General features: G+C 66.7%; 10 protein-coding genes, 3 rRNA genes and 1 pseudogene. 2 read left to right on the forward strand and 12 right to left on the reverse strand.

Features of this window, described 5'->3' with window-relative positions; translation table 11 throughout:
* Positions 1-80: 80 nt before the first annotated feature.
* The 9 genes and pseudogenes from OHB04_RS18190 to OHB04_RS18225 all read right to left on the reverse strand — a co-directional run bounded on the left by OHB04_RS18190 (position 81) and on the right by OHB04_RS18225 (position 11,250).
* Positions 81-179, reverse strand: a complete 99-nt coding sequence (locus OHB04_RS18190; protein ID WP_003948845.1) for a 30S ribosomal protein bS22 — start codon at positions 177-179, stop codon at positions 81-83.
* A 176-nt stretch (positions 180-355) separates the two neighbouring features.
* Complete coding sequence (locus tag OHB04_RS18195) at positions 356-565, reverse strand: helix-turn-helix domain-containing protein (protein ID WP_326688750.1); 210 nt, start codon at positions 563-565, stop codon at positions 356-358.
* A gap of 128 nt (positions 566-693) precedes the next feature.
* Positions 694-780: pseudogene (locus tag OHB04_RS41840) on the reverse strand (phosphatase); the annotation flags it as partial.
* A gap of 653 nt (positions 781-1,433) precedes the next feature.
* Positions 1,434-2,615: an acetoin utilization protein AcuC gene (locus OHB04_RS18200; RefSeq protein ID WP_326807810.1), complete on the reverse strand. Its 1,182-nt coding sequence runs from the start codon at positions 2,613-2,615 to the stop codon at positions 1,434-1,436.
* Positions 2,584-3,789 (reverse strand): MFS transporter, encoded by a 1,206-nt coding sequence (locus tag OHB04_RS18205; RefSeq protein ID WP_326688752.1) that lies wholly within the window; start codon positions 3,787-3,789, stop codon positions 2,584-2,586. The genes OHB04_RS18200 and OHB04_RS18205 overlap by 32 nt, the downstream gene beginning before the upstream one ends.
* Positions 3,790-3,919: 130 nt before the next feature.
* A 5S ribosomal RNA gene (gene rrf, locus OHB04_RS18210) occupies positions 3,920-4,036 on the reverse strand.
* A 99-nt stretch (positions 4,037-4,135) separates the two neighbouring features.
* Positions 4,136-7,259 (reverse strand): 23S ribosomal RNA (locus tag OHB04_RS18215).
* A gap of 302 nt (positions 7,260-7,561) precedes the next feature.
* Positions 7,562-9,090, reverse strand: a 16S ribosomal RNA gene (locus OHB04_RS18220).
* The 16S, 23S and 5S rRNA genes sit together here, the layout of an rRNA operon.
* A 555-nt stretch (positions 9,091-9,645) precedes the next feature.
* Positions 9,646-11,250 carry a sensor histidine kinase gene (locus OHB04_RS18225; protein ID WP_326807811.1) on the reverse strand — a complete coding sequence of 535 codons (1,605 nt, stop codon included), beginning with the start codon at positions 11,248-11,250 and terminating at the stop codon, positions 9,646-9,648.
* A gap of 109 nt (positions 11,251-11,359) precedes the next feature.
* Here OHB04_RS18225 and OHB04_RS18230 point away from each other — a divergent pair, with 109 nt between their 5' ends.
* The gene (locus tag OHB04_RS18230; RefSeq protein ID WP_326807812.1) at positions 11,360-12,070 is read left to right on the forward strand and encodes a DedA family protein; all 711 of its coding nucleotides are present in this window, start codon (positions 11,360-11,362) and stop codon (positions 12,068-12,070) included.
* An 88-nt stretch (positions 12,071-12,158) separates the two neighbouring features.
* On the opposite strand, the gene proC is transcribed toward OHB04_RS18230, so the two are convergent.
* From proC to OHB04_RS18245, 3 genes are all read right to left on the reverse strand, one after another.
* Complete coding sequence (proC, locus tag OHB04_RS18235; RefSeq protein ID WP_326688755.1) at positions 12,159-12,962, reverse strand: pyrroline-5-carboxylate reductase; 804 nt, start codon at positions 12,960-12,962, stop codon at positions 12,159-12,161.
* Positions 12,963-13,121: 159 nt separating this feature from the next.
* Positions 13,122-13,916, reverse strand: coding sequence for an ABC transporter permease (locus OHB04_RS18240; protein ID WP_326807813.1), 795 nt, complete (start codon positions 13,914-13,916; stop codon positions 13,122-13,124).
* Positions 13,917-13,927: 11 nt separating this feature from the next.
* Positions 13,928-14,704: an ABC transporter ATP-binding protein gene (locus OHB04_RS18245; RefSeq protein ID WP_326807814.1), complete on the reverse strand. Its 777-nt coding sequence runs from the start codon at positions 14,702-14,704 to the stop codon at positions 13,928-13,930.
* A 302-nt stretch (positions 14,705-15,006) separates the two neighbouring features.
* Here OHB04_RS18245 and OHB04_RS18250 point away from each other — a divergent pair, with 302 nt between their 5' ends.
* Positions 15,007-16,587, forward strand: a complete 1,581-nt coding sequence (locus OHB04_RS18250) for a SulP family inorganic anion transporter (RefSeq protein WP_326807815.1) — start codon at positions 15,007-15,009, stop codon at positions 16,585-16,587.
* Positions 16,588-16,742: the final 155 nt, after the last annotated feature.

Below are 16,742 nucleotides of genomic sequence, written 5' to 3' on the forward strand. Positions count from 1 at the left end.
CCGCCCACAGCAGAACCGCCGCCCCTCTCTCCGCTGGGGCGGAGAGAAAGACGGCGGTCAGTGGCGTGCGCTGTGCTCGCTCACTTCTTGTTGCGACGCTGCACACGCGTCCGCTTCAGCAGCTTGCGGTGCTTCTTCTTGGCCATCCGCTTACGCCGCTTTTTGATGACAGAGCCCACGACTACCCTCGCTCACGGATCATCCCCACTGACGTGGGGAGAACTCATTTCGAATCACTCGGTGCGGGGCGTCCGAGCCCACACGACCTACATGAGGCCAGCCTACCCGCCACTGAGTAATGCTCGGAAACGAGGGCCGGGCTCCCATCTGCGGAGCCGGTCACACTCAATGCCGGCTAAGCGCTCTCCACCCCCACATAAGATTCCTGGAGGTACTCATGGACAGCCTTCTCCGGCACTCGGAAGGACCTGCCTACCCTGATCGCCGGCAGATGACCACTGTGCACCAAGCGGTACACGGTCATCTTGGAGACTCGCATCACCGCGGCGACTTCCGCCACGGTCAGGAATACGACCTCATTCAGAGGCCTCTCACTAGCAGCCATGTCACACCTGAACCTTCCGCACATGTCGGGCACCGGCTTCCCCTCCGGTGACTCCAGCTCGCATGTGCGCTCCTCCCCAGATTAGGGGCGTGTGATGCAAGTGAGGAAGAGGAGTAGCGACCGGCCGCCTACCGTGACAGACACGCTCGATTGAGTACATAGCGAGTATGCGGGCGGTAGTAATCAGACCGCACAGCGTCATCAAGCGGAACCGTCGGGCGCCCTCCCCGCTCCTTGCTCCCACCCTGAACCCCGCCCCGCGGCTCCTTGCCTCGCGGCGACCCCGATGGCGAGCTGACCTGGCACGCAGACTCTTTCCCGCCCCGGCAACCACCCGTGGACACAGGGGCTTTACCCTCGCCCCCGCACCCCCGCCGCCTCTGAAATGACGGTGGAGAGCGCGTGTCCGCGCCGGGCGTGCAGCCCGGTAGACGGGCGCCGGTTCTGTAGGTCAACGCGACCGCCCGTACGTAGGAGAAGCCGTACTGACGTACCCCGAAGGGGGTCGCTATGTCGACAGGTCTCCCCTGCGGCGATGCTAGGGAGAGACCCCCTCCCGCCGACAGGAGTGGGGCCAATGTGACGTAGAAGACCAGGAGTCAGCCAGGGGGGCCTGTTCCCGGAACCGGCCGAACCCGACGCACGGCAGTCCAGCACAGGTGTTCGGCGTAGGTGACTGTGGGCGGCATCCGCCCGGCCGGAATCGGTGAAGTTGTCTCCGGAAACGCTCTTCGGAACTGCCGATACCCCGCACATGGCTACCACCAACCCGGGCAAATCCGGAAGGTCTCCTTCATCTTCGGGCCCAGAAGCCTTCGGACTCAGCCACTTTCGGACTTGGCGGAAGCGACCGTCGCGCCGCAGCGCCCTATGGCAGCAGGCCGTGTGCCGGGAACACCGAGCGACGGGTGGCGCGCACGGCTTGGTCGAGCCGGTCGGCCGGGTCGTACCCGGCCTCCTCCCAACCCCTCCAGCGCGGCTCCCGCCCATCGGTCATCCGCCACGGCGCCGTCGTTCCGCCCGTGCGCGCGTACACCTCCTGCCGCCACTCCTCGGGGAGCGTGGTCTCCTTCGGCACCGGCGCCCCCGCGGCGATGGCCACCAGATGCGTCCAGGTACGCGGCACGACATCCACGACGGCATAGCCACCGCCACCCAGCGCCAGCCATCGGCCCTCGGCGTGCTCGTGCGCCCACGCGTGCGCGGACTCGGCGGCCAACCGCTGTGCGTCGACGCTCACCGCCAGGTGCGCCAGCGGGTCCTCGAAGTGTGTATCGGCCCCGTGCTGGGAGACGATCACCTGCGGCCGGAACGCGCCCAGCAGTTCGGGCACCACCGCGTGAAGTGCCCGCAGCCAGCCCTCGTCCCCTGTGCCCGGCGGCACCGCGACGTTCACCGCGGTTCCCTCGGCGGCCTCACCCCCGCGCTCCTCGGGCCATCCGGTGCCAGGGAAGAGCGCGCTCGGATGCTCGTGCACGGAGATGGTCAGCACCCTGGGGTCGTCCCAGAACGCCGTTTGCACACCGTCCCCGTGGTGCACATCCAGATCGACGTACGCGACGCGCTCCGCGCCCAGCTCCAGCAGCCTGGCGATGGCGAGCGCGGGATCGTTGTAGACGCAGAAGCCGGAGGCCGAGCCCGGCATCGCGTGGTGCAGCCCGCCGGCGAAGTTGACCGCGTGCAGCGCCCTGCCGTGCCACAGCGCCTCGGCGCCGCCCACCGACTGGCCCGCGATCAGCGCCGACACCTCGTGCATGCCCGCGAACGCCGGATCGTCGGCCGTCCCCAGCCCGTAGCGCTCCTGCGCCGACGACGGGTCGAGCGAGGCCGCGCGCACGGCCTCGATGTAGTCGGGACGGTGCACCAGGCGCAGCGTCGAGTCCCCCAGCGACTTCGCGGCGACGACCTCCAGCCCGGGCGCACGGTCCACCTCCAGCGCCGCCACCAGGCGCCGCGTCAGTGTCAGCCGTACCGGGTCCATCGGATGGTCGGGGCCGAAGTCGTAGCCCGTGACGTCCTCATCCCACATCAACTGCGCGCGGCCACTCATGCCCGCCACCGTATCGGCCCCGCCCCTCGAACGAAGAAGCGTAGGCAAGTGTCACCAGCACCAGAACCATCGGCACCAGCATCGCGCCCCGGTAGCTCCAGGCGTCCCCCAGCGCCCCCACAAGGGGCGAACCGACCAGGAATCCCACGTAGTTGAAGATGTTCAGCCGGGCGACAGCCGTGTCGGAAGCATGCGGAAACAGCCGCCCAGCGGCGGCGAACGTCTGCGGGACGATCACACACAACCCGAGCCCGAGCAGCGTGAAACCGGCGATCCCGCTCCACGCCCCGGGCGCGAGCGCGACAGCGGCGAACCCGAGCGCCGCCCCCACCGTCCCCACCCGCACGACGGCAGCCGCCCCGAACCGCCGCACCCCCACGTCACCGACGATCCGGCCGAGGAGGGTGGTGACCATATAGACGTTGTACGGCACGGTCGCCAGCTGCTCCGAGCTGCCGAGCACGTCCTGGAGATACTTCGCGCTCCAGTTGGAAACCGTCGAGTCCCCGATGTACGCGAACGCCATCACCAGACAGAGCGGCAGCAGCAGCTTCCCCGACACCGGCTTCGCACCCGCTGGAGCCTCCACCGGCTGCGGACCGGCAGCGGGCCGGTCCTCGTTCACATACCAGCGGCTCGCCACGAGGGACAGCGGCAGCAACACCGCCACCACCGGCCCGTACAGCACCACCAGCGACAGATCCCAGTGCGCACCCGCCCAGGCCAAAGAGGCGCCGACGATACCCCCGAGGCTGTAGGCCGCGTGAAAGCTCAACATGATGCTGCGGCCGTACGCCCGCTGGAGGCTGACGCCGAGCATGTTCATCGACGCGTCCAGCATGCCGACGGCGAGCCCGAATGCGGCCAGCGCGATACCGACCCCGACGAAGCCCCGCCCACTGCCCACCCCGACGAGCGCCAGACAGACAGCCACCTGCGACCACCGCAACACCCCGCTCGGGAACACCCGCTTCACCAGATGCTCGGCCGCCACACTCCCCACGCCGGCAACCACGGGCACAGCGGCAAGGAAGGCCGGAAGCAGGGCGTCGGATATCCCGTAGCGGTCCTGGATCGCCGGGATACGCGTCACCAACAGCGCGAAGACCACGCCCTGGACGAAGAAGCCGATGGCCAACGCCACCCGGCCGTGGGACAGCCGACCCTGAGTCATGGATGCTGAGCGTAGAACTCATTGCTACGCGTGGGTAGATATACGACGCAAAGAGGGCCGCCGCCGTCCGTTTTTGGGCATAAAAAAATAGCCCTGCCGGCCGGAGCCAACAGGGCTATTCCTAAAGAAAGTTCGGCGGTGTCCTACTCTCCCACACGCTCCCGCATGCAGTACCATCGGCGCTGTAAGGCTTAGCTTCCGGGTTCGGAATGAGACCGGGCGTTTCCCTCACGCTATGACCACCGAAACACAATGAAACACACAACCGGCACAACCAACCCCCACAAAGTGGGGGCGGGTGCCCGTGGTTGCTGTCTCAGAAACCACACAGTGGACGCGAGCCTCTATGGACAAGCCCTCGGCCTATTAGTACCGGTCACCTCCACCCATTACTGGGCTTCCAGATCCGGCCTATCAACCCCGTCATCTCCAGGGAGCCTTAACCAATCAAGTTGGTGGGAGTCCTCATCTCGAAGCAGGCTTCCCGCTTAGATGCTTTCAGCGGTTATCCTTCCCGAACGTAGCCAACCAGCCATGCCCTTGGCAGAACAACTGGCACACCAGAGGTCCGTCCGTCCCGGTCCTCTCGTACTAGGGACAGCCCTTCTCAAGACTCCTACGCGCGCAGCGGATAGGGACCGAACTGTCTCACGACGTTCTAAACCCAGCTCGCGTACCGCTTTAATGGGCGAACAGCCCAACCCTTGGGACCGACTCCAGCCCCAGGATGCGACGAGCCGACATCGAGGTGCCAAACCATCCCGTCGATATGGACTCTTGGGGAAGATCAGCCTGTTATCCCCGGGGTACCTTTTATCCGTTGAGCGACGGCGCTTCCACAAGCCACCGCCGGATCACTAGTCCCGACTTTCGTCCCTGCTCGACCCGTCAGTCTCACAGTCAAGCTCCCTTGTGCACTTACACTCACCACCTGATTACCAACCAGGCTGAGGGAACCTTTGGGCGCCTCCGTTACCATTTAGGAGGCAACCGCCCCAGTTAAACTACCCACCAGACACTGTCCCCGATCCGGATCACGGACCCGGGTTAGACATCCAGCACGACCAGAGTGGTATTTCAACAACGACTCCACGAACACTGGCGTGTCCGCTTCACAGTCTCCCACCTATCCTACACAAGCCGAACCGAACACCAATATCAAGCTATAGTAAAGGTCCCGGGGTCTTTCCGTCCTGCTGCGCGAAACGAGCATCTTTACTCGTAATGCAATTTCACCGGGCCTATGGTTGAGACAGTCAAGAAGTCGTTACGCCATTCGTGCAGGTCGGAACTTACCCGACAAGGAATTTCGCTACCTTAGGATGGTTATAGTTACCACCGCCGTTTACTGGCGCTTAAGTTCTCAGCTTCACCACACCGAAATGTGACTAACCGGTCCCCTTAACGTTCCAGCACCGGGCAGGCGTCAGTCCGTATACCTCGCCTTACGGCTTCGCACGGACCTGTGTTTTTAGTAAACAGTCGCTTCTCGCTGGTCTCTGCGGCCACCCCCAGCTCAAGGAGTAAATCCCATCACCAGGCGTGGCCCCCCTTCTCCCGAAGTTACGGGGGCATTTTGCCGAGTTCCTTAACCATAGTTCACCCGAACGCCTCGGTATTCTCTACCAGACCACCTGAGTCGGTTTAGGGTACGGGCCGCCATGAAACTCGCTAGAGGCTTTTCTCGACAGCACAGGATCATCCACTTCACCACAATCGGCTCGGCATCAGGTCTCACCCCAAAAGTTGCGCGGATTTACCTGCACAACGGGCTACACCCTTACCCCGGGACAACCACCGCCCGGGCTGGACTACCTCACTGCGTCACCCCATCACTCACCTACTACAAGCTTGGACCGTCGGCTCCACCACTCCCCTACACTCCGAAGAGCTCAGGGCGGCTTCACGGACTTAGCATCACCTGATTCAATGTTTGACGCTTCAAAGCGGGTACCGGAATATCAACCGGTTCTCCATCGACTACGCCTGTCGGCCTCGCCTTAGGTCCCGACTTACCCTGGGCAGATCAGCTTGACCCAGGAACCCTTAGTCAATCGGCGCACACGTTTCTCACGCATGTATCGCTACTCATGCCTGCATTCTCACTCGTGAACCGTCCACAACTCGTTTCCACGGCTGCTTCACCCGGCACACGACGCTCCCCTACCCATCACAACACCCGTTAAGGCTTCATGCTGCAATGACACGACGTCGGCGGTGTGCTTGAGCCCCGCTACATTATCGGCGCGGAATCACTTGACCAGTGAGCTATTACGCACTCTTTCAAGGATGGCTGCTTCTAAGCCAACCTCCTGGTTGTCTCTGCGACTCCACATCCTTTCCCACTTAGCACACGCTTAGGGGCCTTAGTCGATGCTCTGGGCTGTTTCCCTCTCGACCATGGAGCTTATCCCCCACAGTCTCACTGCCGCGCTCTCACTTACCGGCATTCGGAGTTTGGCTAAGGTCAGTAACCCGGTAGGGCCCATCGCCTATCCAGTGCTCTACCTCCGGCAAGAAACACACGACGCTGCACCTAAATGCATTTCGGGGAGAACCAGCTATCACGGAGTTTGATTGGCCTTTCACCCCTAACCACAGGTCATCCCCCAGGTTTTCAACCCTGGTGGGTTCGGGCCTCCACGACCTCTTACAGCCGCTTCACCCTGCCCATGGCTAGATCACTCCGCTTCGGGTCTTGAACACGCTACTCAACGCCCTATTCGGACTCGCTTTCGCTACGGCTCCCCCACACGGGTTAACCTCGCAACATGCCGCAAACTCGCAGGCTCATTCTTCAAAAGGCACGCAGTCACGACACCAAGTGCAAGCACTTGATGCGACGCTCCCACGGCTTGTAGGCACACGGTTTCAGGTACTATTTCACTCCGCTCCCGCGGTACTTTTCACCATTCCCTCACGGTACTATCCGCTATCGGTCACCAGGGAATATTTAGGCTTGACGGGTGGTCCCGCCAGATTCACACAGGATTTCTCGGGCCCCATGCTACTTGGGTGGCTCTCAAGTGAGCCGCAATGATTTCAGCTACGGGGGTCTTACCCTCTACGCCGGGCCTTTCGCATGCCCTTCGCCTACCACTACGGTTTCTGACTCACCGACCGGCCGGCAGACCGATCAAGAAAGCTCCCACAACCCCGCATGCGCAACCCCTGCCGGGTCTCACACACATACGGTTTAGCCTCCTCCGGTTTCGCTCACCACTACTCCCGGAATCACGGTTGTTTTCTCTTCCTACGGGTACTGAGATGTTTCACTTCCCCGCGTTCCCTCCACACCGCCTATACATTCAGCGGCGGGTGACAGCCCATGACGACTGCCGGGTTTCCCCATTCGGACACCCCCGGATCACAGCTCGGTTGACAGCTCCCCGGGGCCTATCGCGGCCTCCCACGTCCTTCATCGGTTCCTGGTGCCAAGGCATCCACCGTGCGCCCTTAAAAACTTGGCCACAGATGCTCGCGTCCACTGTGCAGTTCTCAAACAACAACCAGCCACCCACCACCCCGCCACATACGGACGAGTTCACCGGGACCGGCACCGAAGACCCAGCCAAGCGGCCATGCCCTCAGACACCCAACAGCGCGCCCGGCACGACTCCCCCACCCACACCTTCCACACTCCGAAGAGCAGTACCAGCGCAAACAGTTGAACCGTGCCGAATAGTCAACGTTCCACCCATGAGCAACCACCGTCAGACACTCGCTGACGTTGTAGCCCCTGACTGCCTTGCGGCAGCAAGATGCTCCTTAGAAAGGAGGTGATCCAGCCGCACCTTCCGGTACGGCTACCTTGTTACGACTTCGTCCCAATCGCCAGTCCCACCTTCGACGATTCCCTCCCCACAAGGGGGTTGGGCCACCGGCTTCGGGTGTTACCGACTTTCGTGACGTGACGGGCGGTGTGTACAAGGCCCGGGAACGTATTCACCGCAGCAATGCTGATCTGCGATTACTAGCAACTCCGACTTCATGGGGTCGAGTTGCAGACCCCAATCCGAACTGAGACCGGCTTTTTGAGATTCGCTCCACCTCACGGCTTCGCAGCTCATTGTACCGGCCATTGTAGCACGTGTGCAGCCCAAGACATAAGGGGCATGATGACTTGACGTCGTCCCCACCTTCCTCCGAGTTGACCCCGGCAGTCTCCTGTGAGTCCCCGTCACCCCGAAAGGCACGCTGGCAACACAGAATGAGGGTTGCGCTCGTTGCGGGACTTAACCCAACATCTCACGACACGAGCTGACGACAGCCATGCACCACCTGTACACCGACCCAAAGGGGGACCCTGTCTCCAGGGTTTTCCGGCATATGTCAAGCCTTGGTAAGGTTCTTCGCGTTGCGTCGAATTAAGCCACATGCTCCGCTGCTTGTGCGGGCCCCCGTCAATTCCTTTGAGTTTTAGCCTTGCGGCCGTACTCCCCAGGCGGGGAACTTAATGCGTTAGCTGCGGCACCGACGACGTGGAATGTCGCCAACACCTAGTTCCCAACGTTTACGGCATGGACTACCAGGGTATCTAATCCTGTTCGCTCCCCATGCTTTCGCTCCTCAGCGTCAGTATCGGCCCAGAGATCCGCCTTCGCCACCGGTGTTCCTCCTGATATCTGCGCATTTCACCGCTACACCAGGAATTCCGATCTCCCCTACCGAACTCTAGCCTGCCCGTATCGAATGCAGACCCGGGGTTAAGCCCCGGGCTTTCACATCCGACGTGACAAGCCGCCTACGAGCTCTTTACGCCCAATAATTCCGGACAACGCTCGCACCCTACGTATTACCGCGGCTGCTGGCACGTAGTTAGCCGGTGCTTCTTCTGCAGGTACCGTCACTCTCGCTTCTTCCCTGCTGAAAGAGGTTTACAACCCGAAGGCCGTCATCCCTCACGCGGCGTCGCTGCATCAGGCTTTCGCCCATTGTGCAATATTCCCCACTGCTGCCTCCCGTAGGAGTCTGGGCCGTGTCTCAGTCCCAGTGTGGCCGGTCGCCCTCTCAGGCCGGCTACCCGTCGTCGCCTTGGTAGGCCATCACCCCACCAACAAGCTGATAGGCCGCGGGCTCATCCTGCACCGCCGGAGCTTTCCACACCCTTCCCATGCGGGAGGATGTCATATCCGGTATTAGACCCCGTTTCCAGGGCTTGTCCCAGAGTGCAGGGCAGATTGCCCACGTGTTACTCACCCGTTCGCCACTAATCCACCCCGAAAGGCTTCATCGTTCGACTTGCATGTGTTAAGCACGCCGCCAGCGTTCGTCCTGAGCCAGGATCAAACTCTCCGTGAATGTTTACTCGGCCAGCAGACGAATCCACCACCGGTACAACACCACGAGAGCGGAACCAGGAGAGGAATAATCCCCCGGTTCACAGCGTCCTCGCTGTGTGTTTCTTCAAAGGAACCTCAACCCACCGGAAACCCGGTAGGTCGGGGTATCAACATATCTGGCGTTGACTTTTGGCACGCTGTTGAGTTCTCAAGGAACGGACGCTTCCTTCGAAACCATTTCACCGGTTTCTCCGGGCGCTGCCCTTTCGGTGTTTCCGACTCTATCAGATCTTTTCCGGTCCTTTTCCGGGCCGTTTCCGATTCTGATTCCCCTGTCGGCGGGGCGCCTTCCGGCTGACCGCTACTTTAGAGGATTTCCCTCCCGGGCTCAAAATCGAGCCTTCCGCAAAAGAATTCGGCATGCCGAAGAGACCCCTGCGAGGGGAGATCACACTGAAGTAGTGGATTCCGCCGGAGTGGCGGGAGAGCCGCCGGAGAACCGTTAAGGCTCCCTGGCAACCCGTGAGACCTTACGGACCGGTGTCTCACGTGTCAACTTGGCGTCAAGGGGGCGTCAACCGTCGTCCGGAGTCGGGGTCACGCGGTCCTTGTGGGAGAGCCTGCCGTCGGTGAAACAGAGTCTGTAGAGGGGCGAGTTGGTGAAGGTGGCGGTGCGGTAGAAGCGGCACTCGTCCGTGTCTGCGGGGTCTGCCGGGGCGCCCGGGGGTGCCTCGTCGTCGAACTCGTAGCCGGGGAGGCGGGGGGCGATGGCGGGGGTCGGGTCGCTGGTGTGGAGCTCGTCGTAAGTGGCCTTCTTCAGGACGGACTGGTGGGACGTGTAGACCTCGAAGCCGTAGACCAGGAGGAACAAGGCCGCGCCGGCTGCGACGGGGATCCAGATGGCGTCCGCCATCCCCCGGCGTACGCGTTGGCGGGCCTGGGTCAGTTCTCGCTGCGAGATGCCGGCGGTCTCGTCGGGCTGGGCCTGTGGGTGTGCGGCTGTGGGGCCTGGGGTCAGGGGGAGGCGGGCCGTCACGCGGAAGCCCGTGGGGGTGGGGTGGGCCTGGAAGGTGCCGCCTGCCAGGCGTACGCGCTCGTCGAGGCCGATGAGGCCGGTGCCCGCGCCGGTTCCGGAGCCGTTGCCGGAGGCCGCGGGGATGGGGGGCGTGGGCGTGCCCGTCGTCTCCGTGCTGGTGTCGGCGACCGCCACCGTCACCTCGTCGGACTCTGTGGTGAGGGTGACGGTCACCGTGTTGCCGGGGGCGTGCTTGGCGGCATTGGTGATGGCTTCCTGGATGACGCGGTGGACGGCGCTCGCCGTGAGCGGAGGGAGCGGTGGCGGGTCAGGGGTGCCGTGGCGGTGCAGGTGAACGGGGATGCCGGAGGCTGTCGCGCGTTCCACCAGGTCCGTCACGGAGGTGGGTGCGGTCTCGGCGGCGTCCTGGCGGAGGACGCCGAGGATCTCGCGGAGTCGTTCGGTGGCGTCCGCCGCGGCTTGGCGCAGTTCGGCGGCCGAGCCCCGGGCCGCGTCGTCCATTCCCGGTGCGACCTGGAGGGCAGCCGCGCGAACGGCGATGAGGCTGAGGTCGTGGCCGAGGGAGTCGTGCATGTCGCCGGCGATGCGGGAGCGCTCGCGCAGCCTCGTGCGGTCGGCGATCAGCTGCTGTTCGCGCTCCATACGGGCGGCCAGTTCCCAGCCGGTGCGCTGGAGTTCGGCCTGCTGGCGGCGGAAGCGGCCGAGGAGCCAGGGCAGGACGGCGGCGAAGAGGACCGTCGCGACCAGCGTGAACCAGCCCCACAGGTCGGCGCCCGGCAAGGTCAGCGCGAGGAGGAGCCCGGTGGCGCACAGCCCGGCGACGGCCAGCAGCGCGGGGCGGGTGTCCGGGCTTCTGCGGCCGAGGAGGTGGCTGAGGACCGCGAGTGCGGGCGTGAAGGTTTCGGTGAGCAGGTCGGGGGTGAGCGCGAGGCCCAGCGCGGTGGGGACGGCGAGGACCGCGAGCGGGGCGCGGCGGGCCCAGTACGCGGCTGCCGCGAGCAGGGGTGCGGCGGTCAGGCGCAGCCATGGCGGGGCCTCGTCGGACAGGGCGAGGGGTGCGGCCAGAAGCAGCCACAGGAGCAGGGCGGCCAGGGCTTCGCGGGTGCGGGGGCGGTCGTCCAGTAGGCGGCTGAACCTGGTCACGGCGGTCAATGTACGCGGTGCGGTCCGTCGGGACACCTGACGAAAGTGATGGCCGGACGGTGGCGATGGTGCACTGCGGGTGAGGGGGCGCGCTGCCTACGTTCCGGGGATGAACGACGCGATAGTGCATGCGGTCGAGGGCTTTGTGAGCACGCCGTGGGTCTTTGTGGCGCTTTTCGGGATCGCCGCGCTCGACGGGTTCTTCCCGGTGGTGCCGAGCGAGACGCTGGTGATCACCCTGGGGGTGTTCGCGGCCTCGGGGGGTGAGCCGGCGCTGGTGCCGGTGATCGTGGTGGCGGCTGCCGGGGCCTTTGTGGGGGACCACATCTCGTACGCGATCGGGCGGCGGTCCGGGGCCCGGATCTTCGCGCGGCTGAAGGAGGGCAGCCGGGCGCGGCGGGCGTACGAGCGGGTGGGGCGGATGCTGGTGGAGCGGGGCGGGCTGGTGCTGGTGGTGGCGCGCTACATCCCCGGCGGGCGGACCACGGCCACGCTCACCACCGGGGCCACGGGGTTTCCGCGGCGTTCGTTCACGCGGTACGACGCCGTGGCGGTGGTGAGCTGGGCGGTGTACTCGGCCTGTCTGGGCTATGCGGGCGGGGCGGCGTTCGAGGAGACTCCGCTGTACGGGGTGGCGCTGGGGCTGGCCCTGGCGTTCACGATCACGCTGGCGCACGAGGGCGTCAGGAGCGTGCGGCTGCGGATGCGGTCGGGAGCCGGGGCGGGGACGGACGGGGCGGGAACGGACGGAACGGACGGAACGGGGGCGAGCGGGGCTTCGGGGGAGGAGGCCGTCGCCCGTAGCGGCTCCCCGCGTTAGCCCTCGGCCGCTTCCTCGTCCGGTCCTTCGTCCGGTCCTTCGTCCGGTCCTTCGTTCGCCCCCGCTTCGGTGCCCCGCCGGGGCCTCGTCAGCCGCCCAGTTCGCGGCTGCGGTCGCGGGCTGCCTCGATCGCGTCGATGAAGGCCGCGCGGACGCGGTGGTTCTCCAGCTCGCGGATGGCGTTGATGGTGGTGCCGCCGGGTGAGGTGACGTTCTCGCGGAGGGTGACGGGGTGTTCGCCGCTGTCGCGGAGCATCGTGGCGGCGCCGACGGCGGCCTGGACGATCAGTTCGTGGGCCTTGTCCCTGGGGAGGCCGAGCTGGATGCCCGCGTCGGTCATGGCCTCGACCAGGAAGAAGAAGTAGGCGGGCCCCGAGCCGGAGAGCGCGGTCGCGGCGTCCTGCTGGCTCTCGGGGAGGTGGAGGGTCTTGCCGACTCCCCCGAAGATCTCCTCCGCGAGGGCGAGATGGGCCTCGGTGGCGTGGGTGCCGGGAGAGATGACGGACATGGCCTCGTCGACGAGCGCGGGGGTGTTGGCCATGACGCGGATGACGGGGGTTCCCTCGATGAGCCGCTGCTCGATGAAGCGGGTGGTGATGCCCGCGGCACCGCTGATGACCAGGCGGCCGGCGGGGACGTGCGGCACCAGCTCGTCCAGGAGGGCTGCCATGTCCTGGGGCTTGGGGGTGAGGATGAGGGTGTCGGCGGTCTTGGCGGCCTCGGCGTTGGTGACCGCCTCGACGCCGTAGCGCTCGCGCAGTTCGGCGGCGCGCTCGGGGCGGCGTGCGGTGACCAGGAGGTGGGAGGGGGACCAGCCGCCCCTGAGCATGCCGGAGAGCAGAGCCTCGCCGATCTTGCCGGTGCCGAGGACGGCGACTTTCTGGGTGGTCATGGGGTGGTTCACCTCGTGCGCGTGAAGTTGGCCGTTGTGCTGGTGGCTGCCCATCCTCCCACCAGGGGCTCGTCACGAGGATCGGTGTCTCATGAGGGCCCGCATGTCTCACAGATGCCGCCGTCTCACACAGGCCCGCGTCTCACACAGGCCCGCGTCTCATGCCGTGCGGCGGCGGAGGGTGGCGGCGCCGAGGGTGAGGACGAGGAGGGCGCTGCCGGCGACGACGGCGAGGTCGCGGTAGAAGTCGCCGGTGGCGTCGGCGTGGTGGAGGACTTCGGTCATGCCGTCCACGGCGTAGGACATGGGCAGCACGTTGGAGAGGCCCTCCAGGACGGGCTGCATGCTGCTGCGGGGCGCGAACAGGCCGCAGAGCAGGATCTGCGGAAAGATGATCGCGGGCATGAACTGGACGACCTGGAACTCGGAGGCGGCGAACGCCGAGACGAACAGGCCGAGCGCGGTGCCCAGCAGCGCGTCGAGCAGGGCGATCAGGAGCAGCAGCCAGGGCGAGCCGGCGATGCTGAGGTCCAGGAGCCAGATGGCGACGCCGGTGGCGAGGGACGCCTGGACGACGGCCAGGACCCCGAAGGCCAGGGCATAGCCCAGGATCAGGTCGGCCTTGCCCAGCGGCATGGACAGCAGTCGCTCCAGAGTGCCGGAGGTGCGCTCGCGCAAGGTGGCGATGGAGGTGACCAGGAACATCGTCACCAGCGGAAAGATGCCCAGCAGGGAGGCGCCGATGCTGTCGAAGGAGCGCGGGTCGCCGTCGAAGACGTAGTACAGCAGGACGAGCAGCAGCACCGGGACGAGCAGCAGCAGCGCGATGGTGCGGGGGTCGTGGCTGAGCTGGCGCAGGACCCGGCGGGCGGTGGCGAGCGTGCGGGCCGGGCTGATGAGGGGCGGGGTGGTGGGTGCGGCTTCGGGCCGGGGCTGGGGGGTCGTAGCGGTCATGGCGGGCCTCGTCAGCTGGGTGCGGTGGGCTGGGAGCGTGCGGAGTCGACCAGTTCGAGGAAGGCGTCCTCGATGGTCTCGGTACCGGTGCGGTCGCGGAGTGCCTGCGGGGTACCGGCCGCGAGCAGGGCGCCCTCCCGCAGGAGGAGCAGGTGTTCGCAGCGGTCTGCCTCGTCCATGACGTGCGAGGAGATCAGCAGCGTGCTGCCGCGCGCGGCCAGGCGGTGGAAGAGGTCCCACAGGTCGCGGCGCAGGACGGGGTCGAGGCCGACGGTGGGCTCGTCCAGCACCAGCAGCTCGGGGGTGCCCAGGAGCGCGACGGCCAGGGAGACGCGGGAGCGCTGGCCGCCGGAGAGGTTGCCGGCCAGGTCGTCGGCGTGCGAGGTGAGGTCCACGTCGGTGAGGGCCTGGGTGACGGCGGCCGGGCGCTGGGCGCGGGGGATGCCGAGGACCGCGGAGTAGTAGTCGAGGTTCTGCCGGGCGGACAGGTCGGCGTAGACGGACGGGGCCTGGGTGACGTAGCCGACGCGGGAGCGCAGCGGGGCGGAGCCCGCGGGCCTGCCGAGCACGTCGAGGGTGCCGGTGACCTTGGCCTGGGTGCCGACGAGAGCGCGGATCAGCGTGGACTTGCCGCTGCCCGAGGGGCCGAGCAGGCCGGTGACGGTGCGGGGGGCCACGTCGAAGGAGAGGTCGTCGAGCACGGTGCGGCTGCCGCGGACGACGGTGAGGCCGTCGGCGTGGACGGCTGGGGCGCGGAGGTCAGGGGCGACCGGAGGAGAGTTATTCATCGTGTGATGAATTATGAATCCGGCAGCGACGGAGCGTCAAGAGACTGGGCGCGTCCGTGAGGGCCGGCGCCAGGGCGCGCCCCTGGGGCTTCAGCGCGGGCGAGGGGCGCTCGTGGGTGGGGCGTACGCGAGGAGTCCAGGTGCCGGGGTGTGCCTCAGCGCCGGTGCGGACGGCTACTACGCGCCGTATAACCGCCCGACTCCCGCTGGACAGAATGGAGTTCGCTGTCCAGGGCCTCGCGGAAGGGGCCACACACGGTGGCCGACACGGCTCCGCGGAAGGCAGCCACGGAAGGAGATCCATGCGTTCCCCATCCGGATCCATATCCCTCGAACGGACGACCCTGCGCACCACCCTCCGCTCCGACCTCCTCGCCTCGCTCGTCGTCTTCCTGGTGGCGCTGCCGCTGTGCGTGGGGGTCGCCGTCGCGTCCGGGGTGCCGCCGGAGCTGGGGCTGGTGACGGGGATCGTCGGCGGTCTGGTGGCCGGGCTGCTGCCGGGGAGCAGCCTCCAGGTGAGCGGTCCCGCCGCGGGACTGACAGTGCTGGTCTACGAAGCCGTACAGACGCACGGGCTGCCGGTGCTCGGCGTACTGGTACTGGCCGCGGGGCTGCTCCAGCTGGCGATGGGGGCGCTGCGGCTGGGGCGGTGGTTCCGGGCGATCTCGGTCGCCGTGGTCCAGGGGATGCTGGCGGGCATCGGGCTCGTCCTCGTCACGGGCCAGGCGTACGGGCTGGCGGACCTGACGGCGCCGGGTGACGCGCTGGGCAAACTGCGTGGGCTGCCCGGACTGGTGCGGGAGGTCCTCGGCTCGGCGGAGACCCTCGTCGCGCTGGCTGTCGGCGCCGGGACGGTGCTGGTGCTGGCGGTGTGGCCGCGCGTGCGCGCGGTCGCGCGGCTGGTGCCCGCGCCGCTGGTCGCGGTGGGGCTGGCGGCCGGGATCGTGGGTGTGTGCGAGCTGCCGGTGGCGCGGATCGAGGTACGGGGGCTCATGGGCGCGCTCCAGCCGCCGGGCGGCACCGACTTCGCGCGGCTGGCCGAGGTGGGGGTGCTGGGCACGGTGGTGGCCTTCACGCTGATCGCCTCGGCGGAGTCCCTGTTCAGCGCGGCGGCCGTCGACCGTATGCATGACGGCGCCCGTACGGACTACGACAAGGAGCTGATGGCGCAGGGCACGGGGAACGCGGTGTGCGGGGTGCTGGGCGCGCTGCCGATGACGGCCGTGATCGTCCGCAGCTCGGCGAACGTCCAGGCCGGGGCGCGGACCAAGCTGTCGCGGGTGCTGCACGGCGTGTGGCTGCTGGTGTTCGTGGTGCTGCTGCCGCAGGTGCTCGGGCTGATCCCGGTGGCCGCGCTGGCGGGGGTGCTGGTGTACGCGGGCTGGCGGCTGATCCCCTGGCGGGAGTTCGCCGGGCTGTGGCGCGAACACCGGGGCGAGGCCGTGGTGCTGACGGTCACCGCTGTCGCCGTCGTCCTGACGAACCTCTTCGAGGGGGTGCTGCTCGGGCTGCTGCTGGCCGTGGTCAAGAGCGCGTGGGAGACCTCGCACGTGCACCTGGAGATCGAGGAGCCTGTCGGCGACGGGGAGCAGCGGGACGGGGAGCGCTGGGACGGTGGAACCCCGGCCGAGGCGCCGGCCGGGGCCCCGCTGCGGGTCCGGGTCGTGGGGAACGCGACGTTCCTGCGGCTGCCCAAGCTCTTGGACCAGCTGGCCGAACTGCCCCACGACCGCCCCGTGGTGCTCGATCTGTCGGGGCTGCGCCACCTGGACAGGGCGTGCCGTACCGCGCTGGAGGGGTGGGCCGCGGAGGCCAAGTGCGCCGGGAGGGCCGGGGCCGACCTGGCCGGGGCCGACCTGGCGGAGGGCGTCGTGGGGAAGTGAGCGGCGGCGCCCGGCATGTGAACGGCGCGGCGCGGCACCCGGCGGGGGAACGGCGCGGTGCGCCTGGCAAATGAACGGCGCGGTGCCGGACCCGCCGCCCGTCGCGGCAGGTCCGGCACCGTCGGACGCGTGCCCCGTCGTCCCGCCGTGGCGGC

Source organism: Streptomyces sp. NBC_01775 (genome assembly GCF_035917675.1).
In the GTDB taxonomy this organism is placed as follows: Bacteria; Actinomycetota; Actinomycetes; order Streptomycetales; family Streptomycetaceae; genus Streptomyces.